We start from the raw sequence: 22,530 nt of genomic DNA, 5'->3' as shown, positions 1-22,530 counted from the left end.
CCTTACAAACCCATGTGCGGTTTAAGGTTAAACAAGCGCCGTATTCTATACCTAAGCACCATGAATAATAAAATTTTTTTTGATGATGAATTACTTAAAAAATTGCGTAAAAATTAACATAATGTTTTTGCAAATGTTTTATCAGAAAGCATTTTATCTCTTTGCATAAAAAAACAGCATTTATCACTGTCCTCTTAATTTTTTTCAATAGGAGATATGCTTTGAACTGCCTGATAATGCGAAAGAAAAATTTCACCTGTTAATTCATCCACGAGCTTTGATTTTCTTAAACGATCCATCACAGGACTCTTCACTTCAGACAGGTGTAGTTTAATATTAAGACGCGCGAGTTCCTTATTTAACTCTTCCAACATTTCTAATGCACTAAGATCGATGTTGCTGATGCTTGAGCAATTTATAATCACATGTCGGATTTCTGCATTTTGACTAAGTTCAGTAATCACATAGCCTTTTAATACATGTGCATTTAAGAAGCTTAGATTTTCATCAATACGAAAAGAGGCAATAGTCGGAACAGTAATGACATCATAGCGTGATACATTTCTAAAGTGTTGAGTTCCTTCTATCAGACCGATCACAGCTATATGTGGACGGCTGACACGCCATAGCAACATGATAAAAGTAAGACCAATACCAATAATCAGACCTGTAGAAATATCAATGAATGTTACACCGAGGAAGGTTATTAACATCGCAAAACCATCTGCCTTTGAATATTTCCATGTTTCGATAAAGGGAGCGATAGTGATGAGTTTCCAAATGGATACTAAAATTGTAGCGGCTAATACAGTTAGGGGGAGAGATTCAAAGATACCTGTAAAATACAAGCAGACTAAAATCATAGTGAGAGAAGAGAGGACACCTGAAATCGGTGTTTTTGCACCTGCATCACTATTTACCACAGTGCGTGACAAGCTACCTGAAACCGCAAAACCATTGTTAATACTTGCTGCGATGTTTGCGAATCCTAAAGCAATGAGTTCTTGACTACTATTTAAGTCATCACGTTTCTGTAGAGCAGTGGCTTGAGCGATTGCAAGAGATTCTACAAAGCTGATCATGGCAATCATAAACGCGCTTGGTAAGAGCTTAAAAGCAAGCTCAGAATCCCATGACGGAAAATAAAAATGTGGTAAACCACTCGGGATAGTGCCGACGGTTTTTAAACTATTTTGTTCCAGATCAAATATTGCCACGATAATGATCGATGAGATAACAACGATTAATGGGATAATTCGAGCCAGGAAAACTGAGTGCACAAATTTTGGTAAAAGCACTAAAATTAATATTGCGGCACAACTGAAAATCAAACTGATTAAGCTAAGTTCTTGTATATGTTTGACTAAGCTAGAAATAAATTCAGGAATATTATTTGACTGAAGAGGTATATCTAATAAAAACTTAAGTTGCCCGAGAGCAATCAGTAATGCAGAAGCAATGATAAAACTTTGAATAACTGGATGGCTAATTAATTGAATTAAAAAACCAAAGCGCAATAATCCTAGAACTAGCGAGATCACACCTACCATCATGGTCAATAGATAAGCCGCTTCGATATATTGTTGACTGCCGACAGGGAATAAAGGGTTTAGTGTTGCAAAGACCATCATCGAAATGATTGCAACAGGACCAATCGATAGCGTAGTGCTACTGCCAGTGAAGGCATAAACAATCATTGGCAATATGCTTGCATAAATACCCATAACAGGTGGCAAACCAGCAAGCATCGCATATGCCATACCTTGTGGTACTAACATTGCGAGAACGATAAAAGCAGCAATCAAATCGGATTTAAAGCTCGATATTTGATACGTTTTTAGCCATTTAAAAGCTGGAAAAAGAGTGCTTATACTCAAATCTATTTTTTTCATGCATATCAAAGTTTATATCGTTATAACGATATTATGCAGGAAAAGCCAATAGCTTAAAATTTAAATCTAACTTAATGAACATTAAATATTTGGACAGTAGTTCTCATACAATGTCGTTAAGACAACTTGTAACTTAGGATCACTAATGGAGTAGAAAATTTGCTTTCCTTCACGACGTGTTGAGACAACTTTACTTTTTCTTAGCATCATCAGCTGCTGAGATAAGGTCGGCTGGAAAATCTGAGTTTGTTCTTCAATCTGAGATACATTTAACTCTTGTTTAGCTAAATGGCACAAAATAATTAGACGATCTGTGTTTGCTAGAGATTTAAGCACATTTACTATTGAACTTGCTGATTCTCTCATTGCTTCAATCTCAAGACTTGTTTGCATATTCACCTCATCTAACTGCACTAAAGTTTAGTATAAAATGACTAAAAGGTAAAAATGTAGTAAAAGTGGATAAATGCAATGGTTTTTAGTGAAGATGTATATAAGAAAAAATGATAAGTGAACTCAATTTTAATCGTGAGTTGGCAATTTTACGGAAAAAAGAGATTTAGTTTACTTTTCTTGTTTTTTGATTGTGATTGGAAAAACTGATTTTCTTTTAAATAAACTAAACAATAAAAATATGTAATTAATTTAAATAAAGAATATAAAAAATTTAAAAAAAAGATTGCGAAAGTTACTTATAGGTGTATACTTTTAAACAAGACAGAATGATCTGTCTGCATAAAAAGGATCGGGATGTGCAATTTGTACGACCGCCAGAGGGTAATAATACTTATTATTCTTTCCGACTCAGACGCAAGCGTGAGATATTCTAATAACTATAAATCACGCTTTACTTTTTTCTTCTCTTTTACTCATTTTTTATAAAAAGCGCTGACTTAAGGCAACGCTTTTTCGAAAGCAATTAAATGCTCAACTCGCATCCAATATTCATCCATATCAACAGAATGTCTATTAATATGTGCTTGAATGGTCATCCCATCCAAGATACTTACGATTAATGTCGCAAGATGAGATGGGTTTCGGATACCAATATTGGTCAGCAAACCTTGAACAAGTGTGGTTAACCAAATTTTGTATTTTGTTGCTGGTTCTAACGTTGATGGGTAAATCTTAATCACTTCTTCCAAAGCTTTCTGAAACATACAGCCATTAAAATCTTCACTGTTGAACCAAGCTTCATACCATTTAAAAATAGTTTTGAGTTGACTCATGTAATCATTTGGATCACAAGCGGATAGTGAGGCATTTAATGATGTTTGCAAATTGATATTACGTTGCTGTAGACATTCTTCGATTAATTTTTCCTTTGATGGGAAGTATTTATAGAATGTCATTTTGGCTACGCCAGATTCACTAATAATACGATCAACCCCAATCGAATTATAGCTATGCGAATTAAAGAGTTTTAAAGCAGTGTTAATAATATCTTCTTTTTTTGACATACATAGCCTCAAGTTTGCTCATTGCCACACAGAGCATTGTTTTTGCATCCTGTTATGCAATTTTGGCAGGAATTTTACATGGTATTGGTCAATTATCATAGGGAAAAATGGCTTTATTTATTTAACTGTTTTTTTAATTAACAACTGTAAATATATGATAAAAATAAGGAGTTGAAAATATGGAAATATTTATAATAATCAAATTATTGCATATATTTCTTTTTTTAAATTTTTATATATTATTGTGCTGTAAAGTGTTTGATTACTCACTGAGTTGCTAGTTATTTATATTTATACAAATAACTAGCTTTTAATGTACCTAGCTTATTTAGAGTTTGAGTTAGGTAAAGTTGAAATCAACTGTGTGAAGTTTTTAAACAATGAAGATTGCACTGTAGGTGAGTAAACATTACGTTTAATCGTTCCTTTATCTGTTTCTATCGATAAATCTACATTTTTTGATCCACGTAATTCATATAGAAAAACGCTTGGGAGAATAAATGTATTGGAAGAGCGCTTAGGTATTAAACGATTAATGTATTTTTGTTCTGTTTTACCCACTGGAGCATAATTGAAAGTTTTTCCATCAACAGAGAAGGACAAACTCTTAATATCGTAATATTCATAAGTACTTGTTAAAGCCACATCAAGTCTGAGTTTTTCTTTCTGTTCTTTATCCCATTCAACTACAACATTTGGACATAGTTCATTTGATTTACAAACTAATGAACCTGCAGTAGCTAGATGGTCCATAGATGTAGTGTTAGCATCAGTGGTTTGAACGTTTGCACAACCGCTTATTAATACACAAAGACTCAGTAAACAAAGTACTTTTTTCATATTTCACTTCTCAAGTTTATTTTAGATCTAACCTATTTATGATGTAACTGTGGACCAAGAAATTCAAATGGTTTTGCAACTAAAAAATGTTGAGTAGCATCGCCAGCAAAAACATTTTGTTGATCCAACCCCAAATCGAGTTTAAGCGTTTTGTCATTTTGAAAATCAATTTTATTTAAGTCAACCCAGAATACATTCGGAGAGACCGCTGATTCAAAGAAATATAACAATTGTTTGTGATCTGCGACAGTTCGCCATCGTGTTGATGAAATATTTGGTTCTTCAGCTGTGTTTAACCCAAAAGGAACCGAAGCATTGCGTATAACGCTAAAAACTGACGCTAAAGCTTGTTTAGGATCATGAGTTTTTGGTATTGCATTGATATAAAAGGATGCACGAGCAAATCGGTCTGCAGCACGATTTGTACCCGGTAGCATTGTCGTCCCACCAATTTGTTGCCAATAGGCATTCAAAGCAAGTTGTTGTTCAAATATAGGTGAGTTGGTCATCACCTGAAATTTTTTATCATGATGAATGACTTGTTTGCCGTTGATATATTCAATAATCGCACTATCACCAGTTTTGTCGGATAAAGATAAATGAACTGTGGTGAGCCGTTGTTCTCCAGGGACTGCATCTGTAATCAAAATGAAAGGTTCATCTCTCAGATGATTGACTGCTTCAGCAACATTTGAATAATTATCCAAAATATATTGTGCCCAAGCTGAAATACTTAATTGAGGTTTATCTGATCTGGCTTTATCTGGATATTGTGATTCGACTAACCATAATAAGTTAGTAACGAGTCCAGCCTCATTCATACCGTCAGTGGTTGAAACATCATAGCCTGAAGCAATAACACTTCCATATTTTGCTCTCCATACAAGCGATTTTTCGCCTGCGTTACTATGGCGCTGTTGACCTCGTGGCATAATCCATAGATTAGTCCCTACATCGACTTTCCAGTCCATTGAGCGAGCGGTAATAATGTGATCATTGTCCCCGAGGTAAACAGCACGTGTGCACATATCAAGTTCTCATCTGTTTTTAGATTTGATCTAATTTATTAATGGTGTAACTGAGGACCTAAAAATTGGAAAGGTTTAGTTTCTTTGAATTGATCAGTTGCATCACCAGCAAAGGTATTTTGTTGATCCTTACCTAAATCGAGTTTCATCGTTTTCCCATTTTTGAAATTGATTTTTTTAAGATCAATCCAAAAAACATTTGGGGATACAGCAGACTCAAAGAAATAAAGTTGTTGCTTATGATCAGCCACAGTTCTCCATCGCGTAGAAGAAATATTTGGCTCTTCGGCTGTGTTTAGACCAAAGGGAACTGAGGCATTACGAATGACACTGAAAACCGAGGCGATAGCCTCTTTGGGATTATCATTTTTAGGTATGGCATTAATATAAAATGACGCTCTTGCAAAGCGATCTGCAGCGCGGTTAGTACCTGGTAACATCACAGTGCCACCAATTTGTTGCCAATATGTGTTCAAAGCCAGTTGTTGATCAAAAATAGGGGAATTGGTCATCACTTGATATTTCTTATTATGATGAATGACTTGCTTGCCGTTAATGTATTCAATAATTGCACTATCACCTGTCTTATCTGAAAGCGATAAATGTAGGGTGGTTAAGCGTTGTTCTCCAGGTACATTATCTGTGATAAGCACAAATGGCTCTTTTTCTAATGCTGATACTGCCTCTGAGACGCTAGCATAATTGTCTAATACATACTGAGCCCAAGCAGAAATACTGAGTTGAGGTTTATTTGATTTTTTTGCATCGGGATACTGGGATTCAACCAGCCATAAGACATTTGCAACTAGACCAGCCTCGTTCATTCCATCCGTTGTAGAGAGATCATAGCCTGAAGCGATTACGCTTCCGTATTTCGATTTCCATTTTAATGATTTTGGTCCAGCATTACTGTCGCGATCTTGACCGCTCGGCATAATCCATAGATTCGTCCCTACATCTACTTTCCAATCCATCGAGCGGGCGGTAATTATGTGATTATCATTACCTAAATAAACTGCACGAGTACATGCTTGAGCTGTTTGTAATAGAAGTGAAGATGCAATGAGAGTACAAAATAAAGTTTTTTTTAACATGGATTTTCTCCGTTATTTTTAAATCGTTTAAGTAAATATGATTTCGTATGTTTTGTTCTAAATTCATTTCGAGTTTATGAAAAATATATTCTTATTCAACTATTAAAGTGTAATTTTATAATAATTTTTACCTTCTAGAAGAAATTATATGATCATAATCAAGTATTTAAACTTTTTGAATTTTTCCGATCAATATAATCTCATCTAGAGGCGCTGATGAGATTAATTTGGAGGGAGCAACATCACAACAGCATTATTTAAAAGTTCAGCAATATCTTCTAAATATTCTGGTTGATTTAGATTTTCATCAAATGCAATGCTTTGTCCATCAGCAATTTGTTTTAGCTGGTTTTCAAATGACTTGGAAATACAAACATTTTCACCATTTGCCCAAAAATCTAAACCATCAGCTTGAGTTCTGTAGAGTAGCTTTGAGGCTGGTTCAAGCATGAGTTGATAACCTGTACCGATAATTTCAATTAAATCTTCTGCTGCGATTTCATCAGGCTCAGGAATGCTATTTGGATAATTTGATTGACTCATATACGACATAATCGCCGCATCAAACTCAGGTGCTTGAGAGAGGAAGTTCAATAATTCAGCTTTTAAATAAGAAAATTCAGTCGAATTTATTTCACCGATATTCGCGGTTTGTTGGCGAGCTATATCCACTAAAGGATTTTTTAATAGTGCATTTTCAGCAAATTTATCACTCACCTGATCAATCATTTCTGAAAGATTTGGCATGCGAAAGCCAAAAGAATACGTTAAACAGTCATCTTCTGCTACACCATAGTGTGCGAGACCAGGTGGAACGTAAAGTAAGTCACCAGGAGATAGGATTTCATCAAACTGAACATCCATGTCAGCCAACAACTTTAACGGTTGATCAGGAATAAATTGAGTTGATTCATCACACATTTGACCAAGCTGCCAACGACGATGTCCATAGCCTTGAACGAGAAAAACGTCATAAAAATCGAAATGTTTACCTACAGATCCACCTTTGGGTGCATAAGACACCATGATGTCATCGCGGCGCCATTGTGGAATAAATGGAAATTTTTTCCATAATTCAGCAACATCAAAAGAATAGTGATCTACAGCTTGCACTAAGATCGTCCAAAGATTAGGTAGCTTTTGAAAATCACCTTTGGTTAGGGGAGATGATTTGACATGCCATTCATTTGGATCTTTATTTTTTTGTCGAATGAGTCGAGCACTCACATCCTCTTCAAGCGCTAACTCTTTAACATCATCTGGTTCTAATAATCCTATGATTTCTGGTAAGGCATTACGTACCAATAACGGTTTTTTTTGCCAATATTCAGTTAAAAATTGTTCTGCGGTGATACCACCTAAAACATCTAAAGCGTGTGACATAGGATTAAAAGCCAAATCTACAAAAGATGTATATTGTCCTTTGAGTTGATTTTGGTTGCAAGCTTTGATGCGCATGATTGTTTTAACTCAGTAAGACGTGGGGTATGATCAAACTATTTAATCTTGATCAAACAGTTTTGTATTCATTCACAGCGTTTCAAAAACAAAGTATGCTAAAGACGCAATAAGGAGCATACATGTATCAAGTACTGGCAAGAAAATACCGTCCACGTAATTTCAATGAGTTAGTGGGGCAAAACCATGTTTCTCGCGCTTTAACAAGTGCATTAGAACGTGGACGTTTGCATCATGCTTATTTATTTACAGGTACTCGTGGTGTCGGTAAAACCACGATTGCACGTATTTTAGCCAAGTGTTTGAATTGTGAGACAGGTGTGACTTCAACCCCTTGTGAAGTTTGCGCAACATGTCGAGCTGTGAACGAGGGCCGTTTTATTGATTTAATTGAAATTGATGCGGCATCAAGAACGAAAGTTGAAGATACACGTGAGTTGCTTGATAACGTTCCTTATGCACCAACACAAGGTCGTTTTAAAGTTTATCTTATCGATGAAGTGCATATGCTTTCGACGCATTCGTTTAATGCATTGTTAAAAACATTAGAAGAGCCGCCAGAACATGTAAAATTTCTTTTTGCGACAACTGATCCGCAAAAATTACCAATTACAGTTATTTCTCGTTGTCTTCAGTTTACGCTCAGACCTTTGGCTGTCGATGAGATTACAACGCATTTAACAACAATTTTAGATAAAGAAAGTATCAATGCTGATCGAGATGCAATTTGGCAAATTGCTGAGTCTGCTCAAGGTTCTTTACGTGACGCATTATCTTTGACAGATCAAGCGATTGCGTACGGTCAGGGTGCTGTCCATCATCAAGATGTTAAAGAAATGCTTGGTCTAATTGATCGTACGATTATCTATGATCTGATTTTAGCCATTCATCAGAATCAACAAGCTCGTGTCAGTCGGCTATTATTGCAATTTAGACAGCAAGCTTTAGATGTATCATTGGTCTTAGATCAATTGGTTTCTACCTTGCATGAGTTGGCTTTATTACAATATCTGCCTGATTTGGCTCTGAAATATAGTGAAGAAATCAATCGAAAGATTTTGCAACTTTCAAAATTAATTTCGGCGCAAGATCTACAACTTTATTATCAAATTGCATGTAAAGGTCGTTCAGATATTCAACTTGCTGTTACACAAGAGCAAGGTTTCGAAATGATTGTTCTACGTTTGCTCGCATTTAGACCGATGCAGTTAAACGAAGTGACAGTCAAGACAACCTCTGCTACGCCAATTTCGATAAATGAAACTCAACAGTTCTCAGAAAATGTAAAAGTAGAGAACCTACTTGCAGTTCAGTCAGAAGTGGTTAATGTCGAACCTGAACCTGAACCTGAACCTGAACCTGAACCTGAACCTGAACCTGAACCTGAACCTGAACCTGAACCTGAACCTGAACCTGAACCTGAACCTGAACCTGAACCTGAACCTGAACCTGAACCTGAACCTGAACCTGAACCTGAACCTGAACCTGAACCTGAACCTGAACCTGCTGAAGTTAGTGGTGTCATGGTATTTGATGCTGCTGAAGGTCAGTTGATAGGGTTAGAAACGACATCGCCTTTAGAAAAACCTGTATCAAATTCAGGCTTAAGTGAAGCTGAAAATTTTCTTGTATTTCCAGTATCACCAGATGAAGCAGCACAAGATTCTTCAGTTTCAGATTTGGATATAAATACTCAAATAACTCATGATTTAGAATTGTTTGAAAATACACCGGTTGTTGAAGATGTTGAGTCTGATAACAAAGTAATTGCCACAACAAAGCAGTCCCATGAAAATGAGCCAATATCTAATTTATCTCCTCAAGACATTTTAAAACTTAAAGAACAATCTCTAGAGGGAGAATGGAATTTAGAAAAGTGGGAATATTGGTTTAGAAATAGTGAATTGTCACCTGCTGTTCAAGAACTTGCACAGCATGGATTAATGACTGGTGAGATTAATGGCAAGTCTGTATTTCATATTCCTCAAGAATACGAGAGAATGCTAACTCAGCTTCAACATGCATTAGAAGATGCTTTGAAATTGCAATGGATCAATACGCAATTTTCTGTGCAATATAGGAAGATGGATTCCGTGACGCCTTTCGTTATGCAAGCGACACGGAAACAAAAAGCATTTGATCGGGCCGTGGAGCTACTCAATCAAGAGCCTACAATTAAAAGTTTGATAGACACTTTTGATGCAGAGTTAGCCAATGTTCAGCTCAAGCCCTAATTCAGAAAGTAATAACTAAAGTAAAAAATCGATTTAGTTATAAACTAATAAGTTGATATTGCTCAAGTACGTTTCTCATTTCTTCTGAAATAGCCGTGCTTTTTCTGCTTTTACGGTCAACGAATACATGCACAAAATGTCCTTGGGCTGCTGCTTCATCCTGATTTTGTTTAAAAATTGCGAGTTCATATCTGAGCGATGAATTACCGATTTTGCCAATCGCAACACCGACTTCAATAATTTCTGGGAAAGAAAGTTCCTGTTGAAAGCTACAGGCTGAATCCACCACTAAACCTATGATTTCACTGTTATGGATATCGAAACCTGTTTTTTGAATCAGTAATGAATTAGCAGCGGTGTCAAAATAACTGTAATAAGTCACGTTATTGACGTGTCCATAAATATCATTGTCCGCCCAACGGGTTTGTATTGGGAAAAAGAACTTGAATTGGTCACGTCGTTTTAAAGTCGGTTTGCTCATGCATAAATCGCCTGATAAATATTGAGTGCATCTTGTTCAGTCATCTCTCTTGGATTGTTCTGCAAGAGTCTTGTTTGAAGCATCGCATCCTTGGCTAGTTGTGGAAGTTTAGCTTCTGGAATGTTCAATTCATTGAGTTTTAAGGTTAAACCGCTTTGGTCAAGATGGTTTTGCATATGATCGATAAATAGATCACATAGGCCATCCGTACAACCTGTACTGCGAGGGTCGAGCAATTGCATTAATTCAGCATAGTGTTGCTTCGCATTAGGTGCATTGAATTTAAGCACTTCAACCAAAACTAAAGCATTTGTATGCCCGTGTGATAAATGAAAATGTCCACCTAATGGGTAGGCAAGTGCATGAACTGCACCGACTGGTGCGTTTGCAAATGCTTGTCCCGCAAGCATTGAGCCAACCAACATGTTTTGGCGTGCTTCCATATCTGAACCGTTTTTTAGGACTTTGGCTAAATTTTGGTTGAGAAGTTTTAATGCGTTCTTTGCCAGCATATCTGCGTAGAAATTTTTCTTGATATTTGATGTATATGCCTCTATAGCATGTACCATTGCATCAATACCTGTTGCCGCTGTGATGTGTGCAGGTAGACCTTGAGTGAATGTTGCATCCAGAATAGCAACATCTGCGTATAGGATTGGGGAAACAACGCCCATTTTTGTGGTAGCGCCAGTGGTCACAATAGAAATAGGTGTGACTTCAGAACCTGTTCCAGCAGTGGTAGGTACAAGAATAAGTGCTAAACGTGGTGATTTTGCTTGGTTAATACCATATATCTCACCTAAATTTTGTTGTTGATTCGGATGTGCAAGTAAAGCGATGATTTTTGCGACATCCATGGAGCTACCGCCACCAAATCCGATTACAACATCTACTTTTTCTTGTCGAGCAAAATCCACAGCTTCTAACACGATATGTTCAGGGGGATCTGCTTGAATATCTGAATAGATGACAAAGTCCAGACCAAGTTGATCTAAAATGGTTAATATCGGTAAATGAAGTTTATGCTGCAACATACCAGCATCAGTAACCAATAAAACTTTATGGTACTGATGTTGAGATAGAACATTTTTTAGCTCTTGTATTGAACCTAGCCCTGCAATGATGTTTGGGACAGTTTGAAATTGGAAATGGTTCATACATATATCCTTATTTTTTCATAATAAATACAACATTTTTATATGTGGTGGCTATAGGTTTCAGGACTTAAATAAATTAACATAAGACGCTTGTTAAAGTGTACCAATGAGGTGATTATGCCATCCAAAACGCCATATAAGGTGTTGTGTGTCTGTTTAGGAAATATTTGCCGTTCTCCAACAGCAGAAGCGATTCTCAGACATTATTGTGATGTGCATGGTTTAGATGTGATTGTCGATTCTGCTGGAACTAGCAATTACCATCCAAATAAAGCTCCAGATTTACGCAGCCAACAGCATGCAAGTAAACGCGGTTATGATCTATCGACTATACGTGCTAGACAAATTACATTGAATGATTTTCTTGATTTCGATTTGATCTTGGCAATGGATCATGAGAATTTCAAAGATGTGCAACACTTGAAGACTCAGGCAATTTATCAGTTTGGTTCTAATCAAGTACGTTCAAAAATTGCATTAATGAGTGAGCATGATCCTCAATTTACGCGGCAAGCCATACCTGATCCTTATTATGGGGGAGCGGAAGGCTTTGATCGCGTACTTAATCAGTGCGAATCAAGTAGTTTGGCTTGGGTCAACATTTTAAAAAATCAAATCAGTGCAGGGTAATAGGATTCAACACAATATGCATATACAAGAGCACATTCAGCTTAAATCATTGAATACCCTGAACTTAGATTCTACAGCATCACACTATGTGCAAATCAATCATGCCAACGAAGTCGTTGAAGCTTTAGATTTTGCTAAACAGAATAATCTCAATGTTTTAGTGTTATCTGGAGGGAGCAATATGTTGTTGCCTCAGTATATTCAAGCTCTTGTACTGCACTTAAATATTCAAGGTGTTGAGGTTGTTCGCGAAGATAATCACACAGTTACTGTAAATGTTGGTGCAGGGCAGTCTTGGCATGATTTCGTTTTATATACAACAAAGCAGCAATGGTTTGGTTTACAAAATCTTGCGTTAATTCCTGGGTTAGTTGGGGCCTCACCTGTACAAAATATTGGTGCTTATGGTGTTGAAGTTGGTGAATTTATTGAGTCTGTTCAAGTCTATGATCGTGAGTTAGGGCAATTTACCTCTATTTCCTCTGAGGATTGTAAATTCGCATATCGACATAGTATTTTTAAAGATTTTCCGAATCGTTATATTATCGTTTCTGTCACCTTTAAGCTATTGAAACAAGCTGATTTAAAACTGAATTATGGTGATCTAAAACAAGCTGTTGGTGATGAGCAAAGCGCTGAAAACTTACAAAAGCAAGTTATCTTGATTCGACAAAGTAAGTTGCCTGATCCTAAAGAGTATCCAAATGTGGGGAGTTTTTTTAAGAATCCTGTTCTCAGTCAAATGAGCTTTGACAAAATTGCACAACAATTTCCAAACATTCCTCATTATCCACAAGCAAATGGTAGTGTTAAAGTTGCCGCTGGATGGTTGATCGATCAAACAGGTTGGAAAGGTAAACAATTAGGTTCTGTTGGAATGTTTCACAAACAAGCCTTAGTTTTAGTCAATTATGCTGATGCAACTTTGACTGATGTAAAAAATGCATATAAAGCCGTGCAACATGACGTAAAGCAAAAATTCAGTATAAGTTTAGAACCTGAACCAGTGCTGTATGACGAGCAAGGTTTGATCCAACCACACGGTGAATGAGGAGAATATGGCGAAAGTACATTGGATGGTGAGTTTAGTACGAGTATTTACAATACTTTTTGTACTATTAGGCTGTTTTGTACTTTTTTTATATTCACCATTTTATTCTCAGTTAATTGTCAAAGGATTAAATTACTTTGTTCCTGTAGAAGTTAATCAAGTTGCAGCACAAAGCCAAAAATCTGCTGCGTTGAGTGAGCATGAAACTTTAGAGCCTGGTTCAGATCTATGGATTGCAAGACAAGCTTATTTAAAGCTTATGGAAAAGACCTTTCAATCAGAAAAACCTGAGGATTTGGGGCTGATCCAAGCTCGTTATAAAGTGTTGCAACAGTTAATATTAGAAGAGCAAGAAAAAGAAAATGCTGAAGAACCCAAGCAGGAAATTCCTCTGTTAGCTCAGGCAGCATCATCAGCTCAAGAGCAAGAAAGTTCTGCAAGCGCAGCAGGTACACCTTTTGATTTTTTGCAATCGGATACAGCCAATACCAAAATACAAATGGAAAAGTATTTAGACTTTTTACAAAGCTATCCTATTGATTTATCTGCTTCTGAGGATTCAGCTGAGCAAACAAATACAGATTTGCTCGAGTTGAAAAAAAATAAAGTTGAGACAAAGACTTCAAGAAATAGCTCTGAGCCTTATGCGATTGTTGTATTGGGTGGTGGATTGACACTAGGCGCAAATGGCAAAGATATTGTGGTCAATAATTACACACGCCTGCGCTTGGAAAAGACATTAGAAATAGAGAAAAAATATGATTTGCCGATTGTGCTGAGTGGTGTTGAAGCACCATATATGCAAGCTTGGTTAAATGAACGAGGCATTGAAGCAAAATTACTTGAAAAAAGAAGTATGAATACCTGCGAAAACTCTCGGTTTAGTTCTTTGTTATTACAAAAAAAAGGCGGGGCACCAACGGTACTTTTGATCACGGATGAATACCACATGCCTCGCACACGTCGTTTATTTGCATTAAATGGTATTGAGACTGTTCCAGTGATTGCGCCTATGCCGACGCAATTAACGAAATGGCGTCCTAGTGAGCAAAATTATGATCATAGTCGACGAGCAAACTATGAGATGTTAGCTACAATTCGTGATATGTTGTTTGGCTCTAGTGATTGTCGGGAGATACCATAATGTCAAATATTCCATTTCTAAATCCCACGATCTTAAAGCAACTTGATTTACCTATTCCAAATCGAGAAACCACTCCTCAAGTTCTTGAACCACTAGATTTGACAGTAAGTTTTGAACCAACTAAGCCATTACAAGCATATCGTAAGCTGTATGGTTTGCATTTGTTGGAGTGTGAGCATTGGCAAGGCTATGTAGAAATGCCATTGTTTCGTTTACATGTACAGGTCTTTCAACCCAAAATAGAAAAAATACAGGGTACTGTGTGTTTATTACATGGTTATCTGGAACATAGTGGGATTTACCAACCGATTATCAAAGAAATCTTGGATCAAGGATTTAGTGTAATTACCTATGATCTTCCTGGTCACGGTTTAAGTAATGGTTCACCTGCTAGTATTCAGAACTTTGATCATTACCAACAGGTTCTTAATGCTGTTTATGACGCAGTTCATCATGCAAAACAATTGCCACGTCCGTGGTTGGGAATCGGGCAAAGTACTGGCGGTGCAATATGGATGCATCATCTATTAGAATTTGCCGAGCGACGTGAAGATCCAATAGTTGATCGTGTATTGTTATTATCACCATTAATACGTCCAGCGAAAACGGCTTGGTGGCATAACTCTGTCGGGTTAGGGATTATACGCCGTATAAAAAGCCAAGTCCCTCGACACTTCCGTCGCAATAATCATAATCCTGAATTTTTGCGATTTGTGCGTTTAAAAGATCCATTGCAACCAAGAATGATGGGAATGGATTGGATTCTTGCGATGTCGAAATGGATGTTGGAAATGGAACAACGTCCAGCTTGTCGTATTCCTGTTTGGCTAGCACAGGGTGCGCTCGATCAAACTGTAGATTGGCGCTATAACATTGAATATATACGTCGTAAATTTAGACTACAAACCTTGTTGATGCTAGAAGAAGGTTCACATCAATTAATCAATGAACGTGCAGATATTCGTGCTGCACTAACAGGTTTAATTCCAGCTTTTTTACATGCTAAGCCAAATCATTATTATTACTAATATTTCTTTTTTACCAATGATTTAGATGATACAATTTTTAACAATATAAAAAATATGAAAATTTAAATCATAGGGGTATGCATGATAAGGGGTGCATCTTGGAGCTTCTTTAGCTCTATTCTTTTATGTTTTTCTACGTCTGTTTTTGCTCAAGATCTATACAAGTGTGTTTCTCCACAGGGCACAACTTATCAAAGTCATCCTTGTGCTGCGAAAACTACTCAAAAAACGGCGTGTATGGGCTCGATTTCAAATGGCTTTGAGCATGATTGTAGGAAGAGCGAGCTTCAGCGGCAACGCACAACTGAGAATGAAAGAAATGCCTACACTCAAGATTCTGCACTAAATAAAACTAAGGTAGCTATAGATCAGTCTTCTGAGTTTCAACGAGGCATTGTGCAATTTCCTGAATGTAAACAGCGAATAGATACCTTACAACGCTTAGCGCGTTATGCTGGTAGACAGATGCAGATCATCGAGAATAGTCGGCAGATGTATGCAGCAAGAATATGTACGGCTGAAGGTAGTATCTATATGAGTTGTAATGCAATCACAAACACATTACTCACCCAAAAAAGTTCAACGTGTCCATTCAAGCGAACTTAAATATTTAGCAACAAATTTTTTGATACTAAGAATATGGGGATATGCAATGAAAGTTGTTTTTATTGTTATAGGGTTTATTTTTATAATTTTTTTTATGCTTAATCGTTGCTCTCATCAGGAGTTACCTGCAAATACTCAAGATGCAAATAATCCAATTGCGCAACGACAGAATATTCTAGACCAAATCGTTTTGTTGCAACCACTCAAACAATATGCCAGCAAAGATTATGAATCTATACAGCAAACGGCAAATGGTGTCGTAAATGTAAATGAGATTGAAGCAAGCGTGAGTAGTACATTGTGGTGGAAGCTTAGAGAAATAATAGAGAAAAAAGCAGATGATGAGGGGCAACGTTTATGGGCGAATGCTTATCTTCAACAACTGTATGATGCCAAACGGAAAGGCGATTGTTTCCCAATTTCATTCCCTTTATATAGTAAAACTTCACCGCAACAACGCAGAGCTTTATTAAGTCAGAACACTCAGCAGCAGTCTAGGGAAGCATTAACTTATATATTGACTCATAATGGAAAGCGTTCGGTTGTTGATCGTATGCAAGCGCCAGAGGCATGGTCTCAGGTTGCTGATAAACTTAGACAAGACTATGGTGCTGAAGCAGATTTAATCAATTTAGGTGAAACTGCTGAGGATAAGAATAAACAATGTGAAGTTGTGGTGAGGACTTTTGAATACATTCTTTCACTACCGCAAGAACAACAAGGTCCTGTGATACGCTGGTTTTTAGATAAGCATATTTCTGTAGGCATTTTTTAATAAGATTGTAGATAAAAATGATTAAAAATTTATTTCTTAAACAGACAAGTTTAAAGTTTCTAGCTGTTGTATTTATTCTTGTAGGATTGGTGGCATGTGGTAAAACAACGCATGAACCAAAGGTGGGGGAATATGGTGAAGCATTGGTTAATTCAGTGCGTCTGACATCTAGTGAACTAGAGCAGCTAAATCAAGCTGTTATTAATAAACCCAAAGATACGTTTGATCGTCCAAGTGTTGCTATTGGTTTTCTTGGGGAATCGAATAAGAATCCTTATCGGTTTGTGATAGTTGCTAAAGGTATTGCACCAAATGAAGGTGAGGTCAATTTAAAGTGGATAGGAGGAGTCCAGAGTGAAACCTCTAATGGATATCAACCGCAAATCTTTCAATCAGATGATAAACATAAGTATGAGATGAATGAACCTGTACTGTTAATTGCCAGTTCAGATCCATTTTCCATCAGTGAACAGAGTAATGGTGTTCACTACGATGTTCATGCTGAATTGATGGAGGCATCGAATATTCAGTTTCAATCTGTAGAAGTTCAAATTTGGCAGGGTAAGGGTAGTCTTTATAGTTGGACGTATTATTTAAAATTCCTTGTAATTTTGATGATTCCAATTTTTGCCATATATCGATTAGTTAGCCGCTAAACCATATTTTTTAAACTTGGGCCACTCAAAGAGTGGCTCAATTTCGTTAGAAACTTTTTGCATTAGCCAATTTCCACATACGATAATAGAAATTCTCATCATCGTTTAAATCAGCTTGTAGTAATTCATTTTCTTTTAAGAAAAAATGAATCTGGGCATAATTTTTGATTTCACGATCATTCATACGCTGAGCGAGATGATGTGCTTTGATATCTGATGGATGTTTGAGTCCTGCCGCAGCGATCATTTCTGATAATGCATGCAATGTATTTTTGTGGAAGTTAAACACTCGTTCAGCTTTACTTGGAACATCAATTGCCTTCTGGCGATCTTTATCTTGCGTTGCAACGCCGACTGGACATTGGTTGGTATGGCAACTTTGAGCTTGAATACAACCAACAGCGAACATAAAACCGCGTGCAGAATTGACCCAGTCTGCACCTAAAGCAAATGTACTTGCAATGTCAAAAGCACTAATGATTTTTCCACTCGCACCAACTTTAACTTGGCTGCGTAGACCTGCGCCTACAAGTGTATTATGAACAAATCGCAATCCTTCTCTTAAGGGTGTGCCAATATAGTCACTAAATTCAATCGGTGCCGCACCTGTTCCGCCTTCTGAACCATCAACTACTATAAAATCAGGAACAATTTTAGTTTCCAACATGGCCTTAACAATACCCATGAACTGCCATGGTTGACCGATACAAAGTTTAAAACCGACAGGTTTACCACCTGATAAATCTCTTAACTCTTGTATGAAATGCATCATCTCAATAGGCGTATTAAAACTAGGATGCTTCGCAGGCGAGATACAATCATGTTCTCTTGAAACTCCACGTATTTGTGCAATTTCTTCTGTAATTTTATGCTTGGGTAATATGCCACCATGCCCAGGCTTAGCACCTTGAGATAGTTTCAACTCGATCATTTTGATTTTAGGATTTTTAGCTTGTTGAGCAAATTTTTCAGGATCGAAAAGTCCTTCCGCTGTTCTACAACCGAAATAACCGCTAGCAATTTGCCAAACGATATCACCACCATGTTCTAGATGATAAGGGCTGAGACTGCCTTCACCTGTATCATGATAAAAGTTACCCAATTTGGCACCTTTGTTTAAGGCTCTAATGGCATTTGCGCTTAAGCTACCAAAACTCATAGCGGAAATATTCATGATGGAAGCACTATATGGCTGTTTACATTGGTTATTTCCAATCAGTACACGAAATGTTTCTGTATCTGCAGGTGGGCACGGCGCAATCGAATGCACAATAAATCTATAGTTTGGCTCATATACATCGATAATTGAACCAAAGGGCTTATCAGCATTTTCATTTTTTGCACGTTGATAAACCAAACTTCGCTGCATACGAGAAAAAGGTAAGGCATCCTGATCCGCTTCTATAAAGTATTGGCGAATTTCAGGACGGACATCTTCGAAAATGAAACGAAAATGACCAATGATTGGGTAGTTTCTTAAAATGGCATGCTTTTTTTGAAGTAAATCATACAATCCAACCACGCTTAACAGGCTCGTAACCAACCATAAGCCATTTAATAAAGTGTCAGAAATGAAGTAGTAAATACTATGTGGCGTGTAGATTGTTTTAAACCACGTAATGCTAAGTGCAATAAATATGCAAAGAAACCAAATCGAATGTCTAGAGAAGAATGTATTGAGTAATTTATGTCTTATCGCTTGGGCTGGGCTAGCCATAAACAATCATGCCTTTTAATCATTTTTGATAATAGCACCATGCCAAGAACTGATTATTACCTCAAGTAATGAATTGTTAGATATGAGAATTGTTCTCTAGAATGTTTTAATATTCCATCAATCTTTACGCTTTGAAACTTCTTAAGGATATTTTGATGTGAAAAAGTATCACCAGCTCGTAGCATTTTAAGTAGATCGAAATGATTTTAAATCATTTATTAGTACTGAAAAAAGCATAAAAATTACATATAACATAATTTAATTATGTATTGCATAAATTAAAGCTTTCTTGTAGCATTAATTCATCGTAGAAAACCAAAACAATTTTGTGTTGTTCTGGCTAGTTTTAGGAACGTGAAAAGAACATGGATGATTGAAAAGAATTCTATCTATCCAACTCTTTGATCGATAGTTCACATGATTTGTTAAAGGTAGTTATTGCAACCGAAAATTAACAAAACATGTTGTACAGTATTAAAAACGGATGAATTTATCTAAATAAGGGAAACTAGATGGACATTTTAGATAACCCATTAGAGCTATGTGGATTTGCTTTTATTGAGTTTGTTTCGACGGAAAATGGATTAGATCAAATCTTTGAAACAATAGGCTTTTCCAAAGTCGCAAAGCATAAATCTAAAAAAGTTTATTTATGGCGCCAAGGTAATATCAATATTATTTTGAATTATCAGCCTGAATCTTATGCTTCATTCTTTTATAAAGAGCATGGACCATCAGCATGTGCGATGGGTTTCAGAACTCGTGATGCAGCCAAAGCTTTCAAGAAAGCAATCGAACTTGGTGCAGAACCGATGTATTCACAAGCTGGTCCAATGGAACTCAATATTCCTGCGATTAAAGGAATTGGTGGTATGCCAATCTTCCTTGTAGATCGTGATATTTACGAAAACGATTTTGTATTCTTTGATGATGTTGAGAAAAATCCAAAGGGTGCAGGTCTTAATGAAATCGACCATTTAACTCATAATGTTTACAAAGGACGTATGGAGTATTGGGCGAATTTCTATGAAAAGATTTTCAACTTCCAAGAGATTCGTTATTTCGATATTAAAGGCGAATACACAGGTCTTACTTCTAAAGCATTGACAGCACCAGATGGTATGATTCGTATCCCTTTAAATGAAGATTCAGATAAAGGAAATGGTCAAATCGCTGAATTCCTCGCAGATTTTAATGGTGAAGGCATTCAACACATCGCATTTATTACAGATGATTTACTTTCTACGTGGGATAAGTTGAAAGGGCTTGGTCTTGAGTTCATGACTCCTCCACCTGAAACGTATTACGAGATGTTGAAAGAGCGTTTACCAGAGCATGGTGAGCCAACTGAAGAGTTGAAAAAGCGTGGTATTTTGCTCGATGGCAATACCAAAGATGGTCAGAAGAAACTACTTCTTCAGATTTTCTCGCAAAATATGCTTGGGCCAGTATTCTTTGAATTTATTCAACGTAAAGATGATGATGGCTTTGGTGAGGGTAACTTCAAGGCTTTATTTGAATCGATTGAACGTGATCAAATTCGTCGTGGTGTATTAGAAGCGAAGTAATTTGCTGCTATGAACAAAAAAGCCAAGAATCAAATTCTTGGCTTTTTTTACTATCTAGTTTGAATGAATTGATTAATTGCTGCGACTTCATTCTTAAACAGTTCAAGTTTTTCACTGCCTTCGTGTAGCGGTAGAAACATTTCACTGTCTAGTGCCACAATACAAAATTCCATCGCTCGTTGAGCATTGAAAATAGGTAAGCCAACGGCATTGATCCCAACAAGTAGATCTCCTTGAGCGATCGCCATTCCATGATGCAAAATTTTGTCTTTCATAACTAAAAAATCATCCCATGTTTGTGGTTTGATTGCATAGTGGTTCAGTGCAGCTTTAGTCCATTCTGCATCCATTAATGGTTTCACCACAGCTTCAGGTAAATAAGAAGCAAAAACTCGACCCGCTGCCGAATTGACTAATGGCATGATTGAACCGACTTTGGTTACGATTGAAATGGGATGGTTAGATTCAATTGACTGTACAACCAGTGGTCCTTGAGGCGACCATTTACTGATTTGGATACCACAACCAATTTTACTTTGAAGGTTATAGATCAAGTGCTGAACTAATTGCAAAACATCAGTATGTTGAATGCAACTCAAACCTAAACGCCATGCTTGATCGCCTAGAGCGTATTGACCATCTTCAAGCTGTTTCGCATAATTCATACGAATTAAGCTTACTAAATAGCGGTGAACTTTAGCAGGATGCATATCAAGCTTAGTTGATAAATCCTTTAAAATAATCGGTTTATTATGTTCTAACAGCGCGTTTAATACGGATAAACCGACTTCAAGCGATTGAACCCCACCAGATAATTTTTCTTCAATCATTCAACAACCCTTCATTTAAATTTTATCTAGCAGTAATGGTCAAATCTGTATAAATACATCAGAATTTCGATTAAATAATGCCTGAGCATGATGCAAAATTGAAATCATCTTTTTAAATGACTCAAATTAAAGAATTGTATAAGCATACAGTGGTTTGAGCGTAGATCATATTTGATTTTCAAGATGATAGCATGACATTAAATGAATTAAGTTTACTCATTTTTTGCATTAAAAATCGGCATTGAGCACTTCTCTCAATACCGATTAGATATCTATTTAAGTCATTCAGAGTTTGATTAGAATATATCTATCAAATTTCTTTATGCGCCTAATTCTTCCTCATGTAAGAAATGTGTATGGTGTGGCGCACGTTTGGTACGACTCCATTCCTCAAGCATCTCGACTTTCATTTCTTCTGTGATACGGGCAATTTTTGCATCCGCGTGTACATCGTTATAAGTTAACTCTAAACGATGTCCGTTTGGATCAAAGAAATAAATCGAATGGAAAATACCATGATTCGTTACACCTAAAACTTTGACACCATTTGCTTCTAAATGCTCTTTAGCACGTAGTAAAGTTGCTTGGTCTTCAACTTCGAATGCGATATGTTGAACCCATTGTGGCGTGTTTTCATCACGTCCCATTTCAGGTTGAGTAGGCAATTCAAAAAATGCTAATACATTGCCTTGTCCTGCATCCAAAAATAAATGCATATAAGGATCAAAAGCTTTAGTCGAAGGGACGTGGTCTTCTGCGAATGCTAGGATGAAGTCCATATTGAGCATCTGTTTATACCAATCCACGGTTTCTTTTGCGTCTTTACAACGATAAGCAACGTGATGAATTTTTTTAATTTGGAATGTCATCATTAAACTCCT

The 22,530-nt window shown here is 36.7% G+C and carries 21 protein-coding genes; 9 read left to right on the top strand and 12 right to left on the bottom strand.

The genetic code is table 11. The features are described from left to right. Positions 1–194: 194 nt before the first annotated feature. The 7 genes from H2677_RS08735 to H2677_RS08705 all read right to left on the bottom strand — a co-directional run bounded on the left by H2677_RS08735 (position 195) and on the right by H2677_RS08705 (position 7,697). Complete coding sequence (locus H2677_RS08735) at positions 195–1,892, bottom strand: SulP family inorganic anion transporter (protein ID WP_212638335.1); 1,698 nt, start codon at positions 1,890–1,892, stop codon at positions 195–197. Between the two features lie 81 nt (positions 1,893–1,973). Then, positions 1,974–2,285: an ArsR/SmtB family transcription factor gene (locus H2677_RS08730; RefSeq protein WP_004915442.1), complete on the bottom strand. Its 312-nt coding sequence runs from the start codon at positions 2,283–2,285 to the stop codon at positions 1,974–1,976. A 500-nt stretch (positions 2,286–2,785) separates the two neighbouring features. Further along, a complete protein-coding gene (locus H2677_RS08725) occupies positions 2,786–3,352 on the bottom strand; it encodes a TetR/AcrR family transcriptional regulator (protein WP_004915445.1) in 567 nt (188 codons plus the stop codon). A gap of 324 nt (positions 3,353–3,676) precedes the next feature. Continuing rightward, the gene (locus H2677_RS08720) at positions 3,677–4,192 is read right to left on the bottom strand and encodes a hypothetical protein (RefSeq protein WP_004954683.1); all 516 of its coding nucleotides are present in this window, start codon (positions 4,190–4,192) and stop codon (positions 3,677–3,679) included. Positions 4,193–4,224: 32 nt separating this feature from the next. Then, positions 4,225–5,220, bottom strand: a complete 996-nt coding sequence (locus H2677_RS08715; RefSeq protein ID WP_212638334.1) for a linear amide C-N hydrolase — start codon at positions 5,218–5,220, stop codon at positions 4,225–4,227. Between the two features lie 38 nt (positions 5,221–5,258). Beyond that, positions 5,259–6,314 carry a linear amide C-N hydrolase gene (locus H2677_RS08710; RefSeq protein WP_125299524.1) on the bottom strand — a complete coding sequence of 352 codons (1,056 nt, stop codon included), beginning with the start codon at positions 6,312–6,314 and terminating at the stop codon, positions 5,259–5,261. Positions 6,315–6,536: 222 nt separating this feature from the next. Next, positions 6,537–7,697 (bottom strand): ribosomal protein uL16 3-hydroxylase, encoded by a 1,161-nt coding sequence (locus tag H2677_RS08705; RefSeq protein WP_130576486.1) that lies wholly within the window; start codon positions 7,695–7,697, stop codon positions 6,537–6,539. Positions 7,698–7,894: 197 nt separating this feature from the next. Between H2677_RS08705 and dnaX the strand changes: the two genes are divergently transcribed. Further along, positions 7,895–10,006, top strand: a complete 2,112-nt coding sequence (gene dnaX, locus H2677_RS08700) for a DNA polymerase III subunit gamma/tau (protein WP_212638333.1) — start codon at positions 7,895–7,897, stop codon at positions 10,004–10,006. A 37-nt stretch (positions 10,007–10,043) separates the two neighbouring features. On the opposite strand, the gene H2677_RS08695 is transcribed toward dnaX, so the two are convergent. Further along, entirely contained in the window at positions 10,044–10,487 is a 444-nt protein-coding gene (locus H2677_RS08695; protein WP_212638332.1) for an acyl-CoA thioesterase, read from the bottom strand. After that, positions 10,484–11,644 (bottom strand): iron-containing alcohol dehydrogenase, encoded by a 1,161-nt coding sequence (locus H2677_RS08690; protein WP_004954669.1) that lies wholly within the window; start codon positions 11,642–11,644, stop codon positions 10,484–10,486. Before H2677_RS08690 ends, H2677_RS08695 begins: the two co-directional genes overlap by 4 nt. Before the next feature lie 117 nt (positions 11,645–11,761). On the opposite strand from H2677_RS08690, the gene H2677_RS08685 reads away from it, so the two are divergent. The 7 genes from H2677_RS08685 to H2677_RS08655 all read left to right on the top strand — a co-directional run bounded on the left by H2677_RS08685 (position 11,762) and on the right by H2677_RS08655 (position 17,534). Continuing rightward, positions 11,762–12,274, top strand: coding sequence for a low molecular weight protein-tyrosine-phosphatase (locus H2677_RS08685; RefSeq protein ID WP_004954667.1), 513 nt, complete (start codon positions 11,762–11,764; stop codon positions 12,272–12,274). 16 nt (positions 12,275–12,290) lie between these two features. Then, complete coding sequence (gene murB, locus H2677_RS08680) at positions 12,291–13,325, top strand: UDP-N-acetylmuramate dehydrogenase (protein ID WP_212638331.1); 1,035 nt, start codon at positions 12,291–12,293, stop codon at positions 13,323–13,325. Positions 13,326–13,332: 7 nt separating this feature from the next. Beyond that, complete coding sequence (locus H2677_RS08675) at positions 13,333–14,469, top strand: YdcF family protein (RefSeq protein WP_212638330.1); 1,137 nt, start codon at positions 13,333–13,335, stop codon at positions 14,467–14,469. Next, positions 14,469–15,497: an alpha/beta hydrolase gene (locus tag H2677_RS08670; RefSeq protein WP_004954660.1), complete on the top strand. Its 1,029-nt coding sequence runs from the start codon at positions 14,469–14,471 to the stop codon at positions 15,495–15,497. Before H2677_RS08675 ends, H2677_RS08670 begins: the two co-directional genes overlap by 1 nt. Positions 15,498–15,578: 81 nt before the next feature. Continuing rightward, entirely contained in the window at positions 15,579–16,103 is a 525-nt protein-coding gene (locus tag H2677_RS08665) for a DUF4124 domain-containing protein (RefSeq protein WP_125298631.1), read from the top strand. Positions 16,104–16,149: 46 nt separating this feature from the next. Further along, entirely contained in the window at positions 16,150–16,878 is a 729-nt protein-coding gene (locus H2677_RS08660; RefSeq protein ID WP_212638329.1) for a hypothetical protein, read from the top strand. A gap of 17 nt (positions 16,879–16,895) precedes the next feature. Beyond that, complete coding sequence (locus H2677_RS08655; protein WP_004954654.1) at positions 16,896–17,534, top strand: hypothetical protein; 639 nt, start codon at positions 16,896–16,898, stop codon at positions 17,532–17,534. A gap of 46 nt (positions 17,535–17,580) precedes the next feature. On the opposite strand, the gene H2677_RS08650 is transcribed toward H2677_RS08655, so the two are convergent. Beyond that, positions 17,581–19,251: an FMN-binding glutamate synthase family protein gene (locus H2677_RS08650; RefSeq protein WP_212638328.1), complete on the bottom strand. Its 1,671-nt coding sequence runs from the start codon at positions 19,249–19,251 to the stop codon at positions 17,581–17,583. A gap of 512 nt (positions 19,252–19,763) precedes the next feature. On the opposite strand from H2677_RS08650, the gene hppD reads away from it, so the two are divergent. Next, on the top strand, positions 19,764–20,819 hold the full coding sequence (hppD, locus tag H2677_RS08645; protein ID WP_004954650.1) for a 4-hydroxyphenylpyruvate dioxygenase: 1,056 nt from the start codon (positions 19,764–19,766) through the stop codon (positions 20,817–20,819). A gap of 50 nt (positions 20,820–20,869) precedes the next feature. On the opposite strand, the gene H2677_RS08640 is transcribed toward hppD, so the two are convergent. Together H2677_RS08640 and H2677_RS08635 are read right to left on the bottom strand one after the other, a co-directional pair. Further along, on the bottom strand, positions 20,870–21,649 hold the full coding sequence (locus H2677_RS08640; protein ID WP_004915500.1) for an IclR family transcriptional regulator: 780 nt from the start codon (positions 21,647–21,649) through the stop codon (positions 20,870–20,872). A 320-nt stretch (positions 21,650–21,969) separates the two neighbouring features. Further along, positions 21,970–22,518: a VOC family protein gene (locus tag H2677_RS08635; RefSeq protein WP_004954640.1), complete on the bottom strand. Its 549-nt coding sequence runs from the start codon at positions 22,516–22,518 to the stop codon at positions 21,970–21,972. Positions 22,519–22,530 lie beyond the last annotated feature (12 nt).

Source organism: Acinetobacter junii, from assembly GCF_018336855.1.
Lineage (GTDB): Bacteria > Pseudomonadota > Gammaproteobacteria > Pseudomonadales > Moraxellaceae > Acinetobacter > Acinetobacter junii.
The sequence above is the reverse complement of the archived record's forward strand: the minus strand, read 5'-3'. Positions and strand labels throughout refer to the sequence as shown.

Bases quoted from the DNA above. Each gene is read 5' to 3' on its own strand.
- H2677_RS08690 (WP_004954669.1), bottom strand. From the start codon at position 11,644: ATGAACCATTTCCAATTTCAAACTGTCCCAAACATCATTGCAGGGCTA.
- dnaX (WP_212638333.1), top strand. From the start codon at position 7,895: ATGTATCAAGTACTGGCAAGAAAATACCGTCCACGTAATTTCAATGAG.
- H2677_RS08730 (WP_004915442.1), bottom strand. From the start codon at position 2,285: ATGCAAACAAGTCTTGAGATTGAAGCAATGAGAGAATCAGCAAGTTCA.
- H2677_RS08695 (WP_212638332.1), bottom strand. From the start codon at position 10,487: ATGAGCAAACCGACTTTAAAACGACGTGACCAATTCAAGTTCTTTTTC.
- H2677_RS08655 (WP_004954654.1), top strand. From the start codon at position 16,896: ATGATTAAAAATTTATTTCTTAAACAGACAAGTTTAAAGTTTCTAGCT.
- H2677_RS08720 (WP_004954683.1), bottom strand. From the start codon at position 4,192: ATGAAAAAAGTACTTTGTTTACTGAGTCTTTGTGTATTAATAAGCGGT.
- H2677_RS08675 (WP_212638330.1), top strand. From the start codon at position 13,333: ATGGCGAAAGTACATTGGATGGTGAGTTTAGTACGAGTATTTACAATA.
- H2677_RS08650 (WP_212638328.1), bottom strand. From the start codon at position 19,251: ATGGCTAGCCCAGCCCAAGCGATAAGACATAAATTACTCAATACATTC.
- H2677_RS08710 (WP_125299524.1), bottom strand. From the start codon at position 6,314: ATGTTAAAAAAAACTTTATTTTGTACTCTCATTGCATCTTCACTTCTA.
- hppD (WP_004954650.1), top strand. From the start codon at position 19,764: ATGGACATTTTAGATAACCCATTAGAGCTATGTGGATTTGCTTTTATT.
- H2677_RS08665 (WP_125298631.1), top strand. From the start codon at position 15,579: ATGATAAGGGGTGCATCTTGGAGCTTCTTTAGCTCTATTCTTTTATGT.
- H2677_RS08660 (WP_212638329.1), top strand. From the start codon at position 16,150: ATGAAAGTTGTTTTTATTGTTATAGGGTTTATTTTTATAATTTTTTTT.
- H2677_RS08705 (WP_130576486.1), bottom strand. From the start codon at position 7,697: ATGTCACACGCTTTAGATGTTTTAGGTGGTATCACCGCAGAACAATTT.
- H2677_RS08715 (WP_212638334.1), bottom strand. From the start codon at position 5,220: ATGTGCACACGTGCTGTTTACCTCGGGGACAATGATCACATTATTACC.
- H2677_RS08635 (WP_004954640.1), bottom strand. From the start codon at position 22,518: ATGACATTCCAAATTAAAAAAATTCATCACGTTGCTTATCGTTGTAAA.
- H2677_RS08640 (WP_004915500.1), bottom strand. From the start codon at position 21,649: ATGATTGAAGAAAAATTATCTGGTGGGGTTCAATCGCTTGAAGTCGGT.
- H2677_RS08725 (WP_004915445.1), bottom strand. From the start codon at position 3,352: ATGTCAAAAAAAGAAGATATTATTAACACTGCTTTAAAACTCTTTAAT.
- H2677_RS08670 (WP_004954660.1), top strand. From the start codon at position 14,469: ATGTCAAATATTCCATTTCTAAATCCCACGATCTTAAAGCAACTTGAT.
- H2677_RS08735 (WP_212638335.1), bottom strand. From the start codon at position 1,892: ATGAAAAAAATAGATTTGAGTATAAGCACTCTTTTTCCAGCTTTTAAA.
- murB (WP_212638331.1), top strand. From the start codon at position 12,291: ATGCATATACAAGAGCACATTCAGCTTAAATCATTGAATACCCTGAAC.
- H2677_RS08685 (WP_004954667.1), top strand. From the start codon at position 11,762: ATGCCATCCAAAACGCCATATAAGGTGTTGTGTGTCTGTTTAGGAAAT.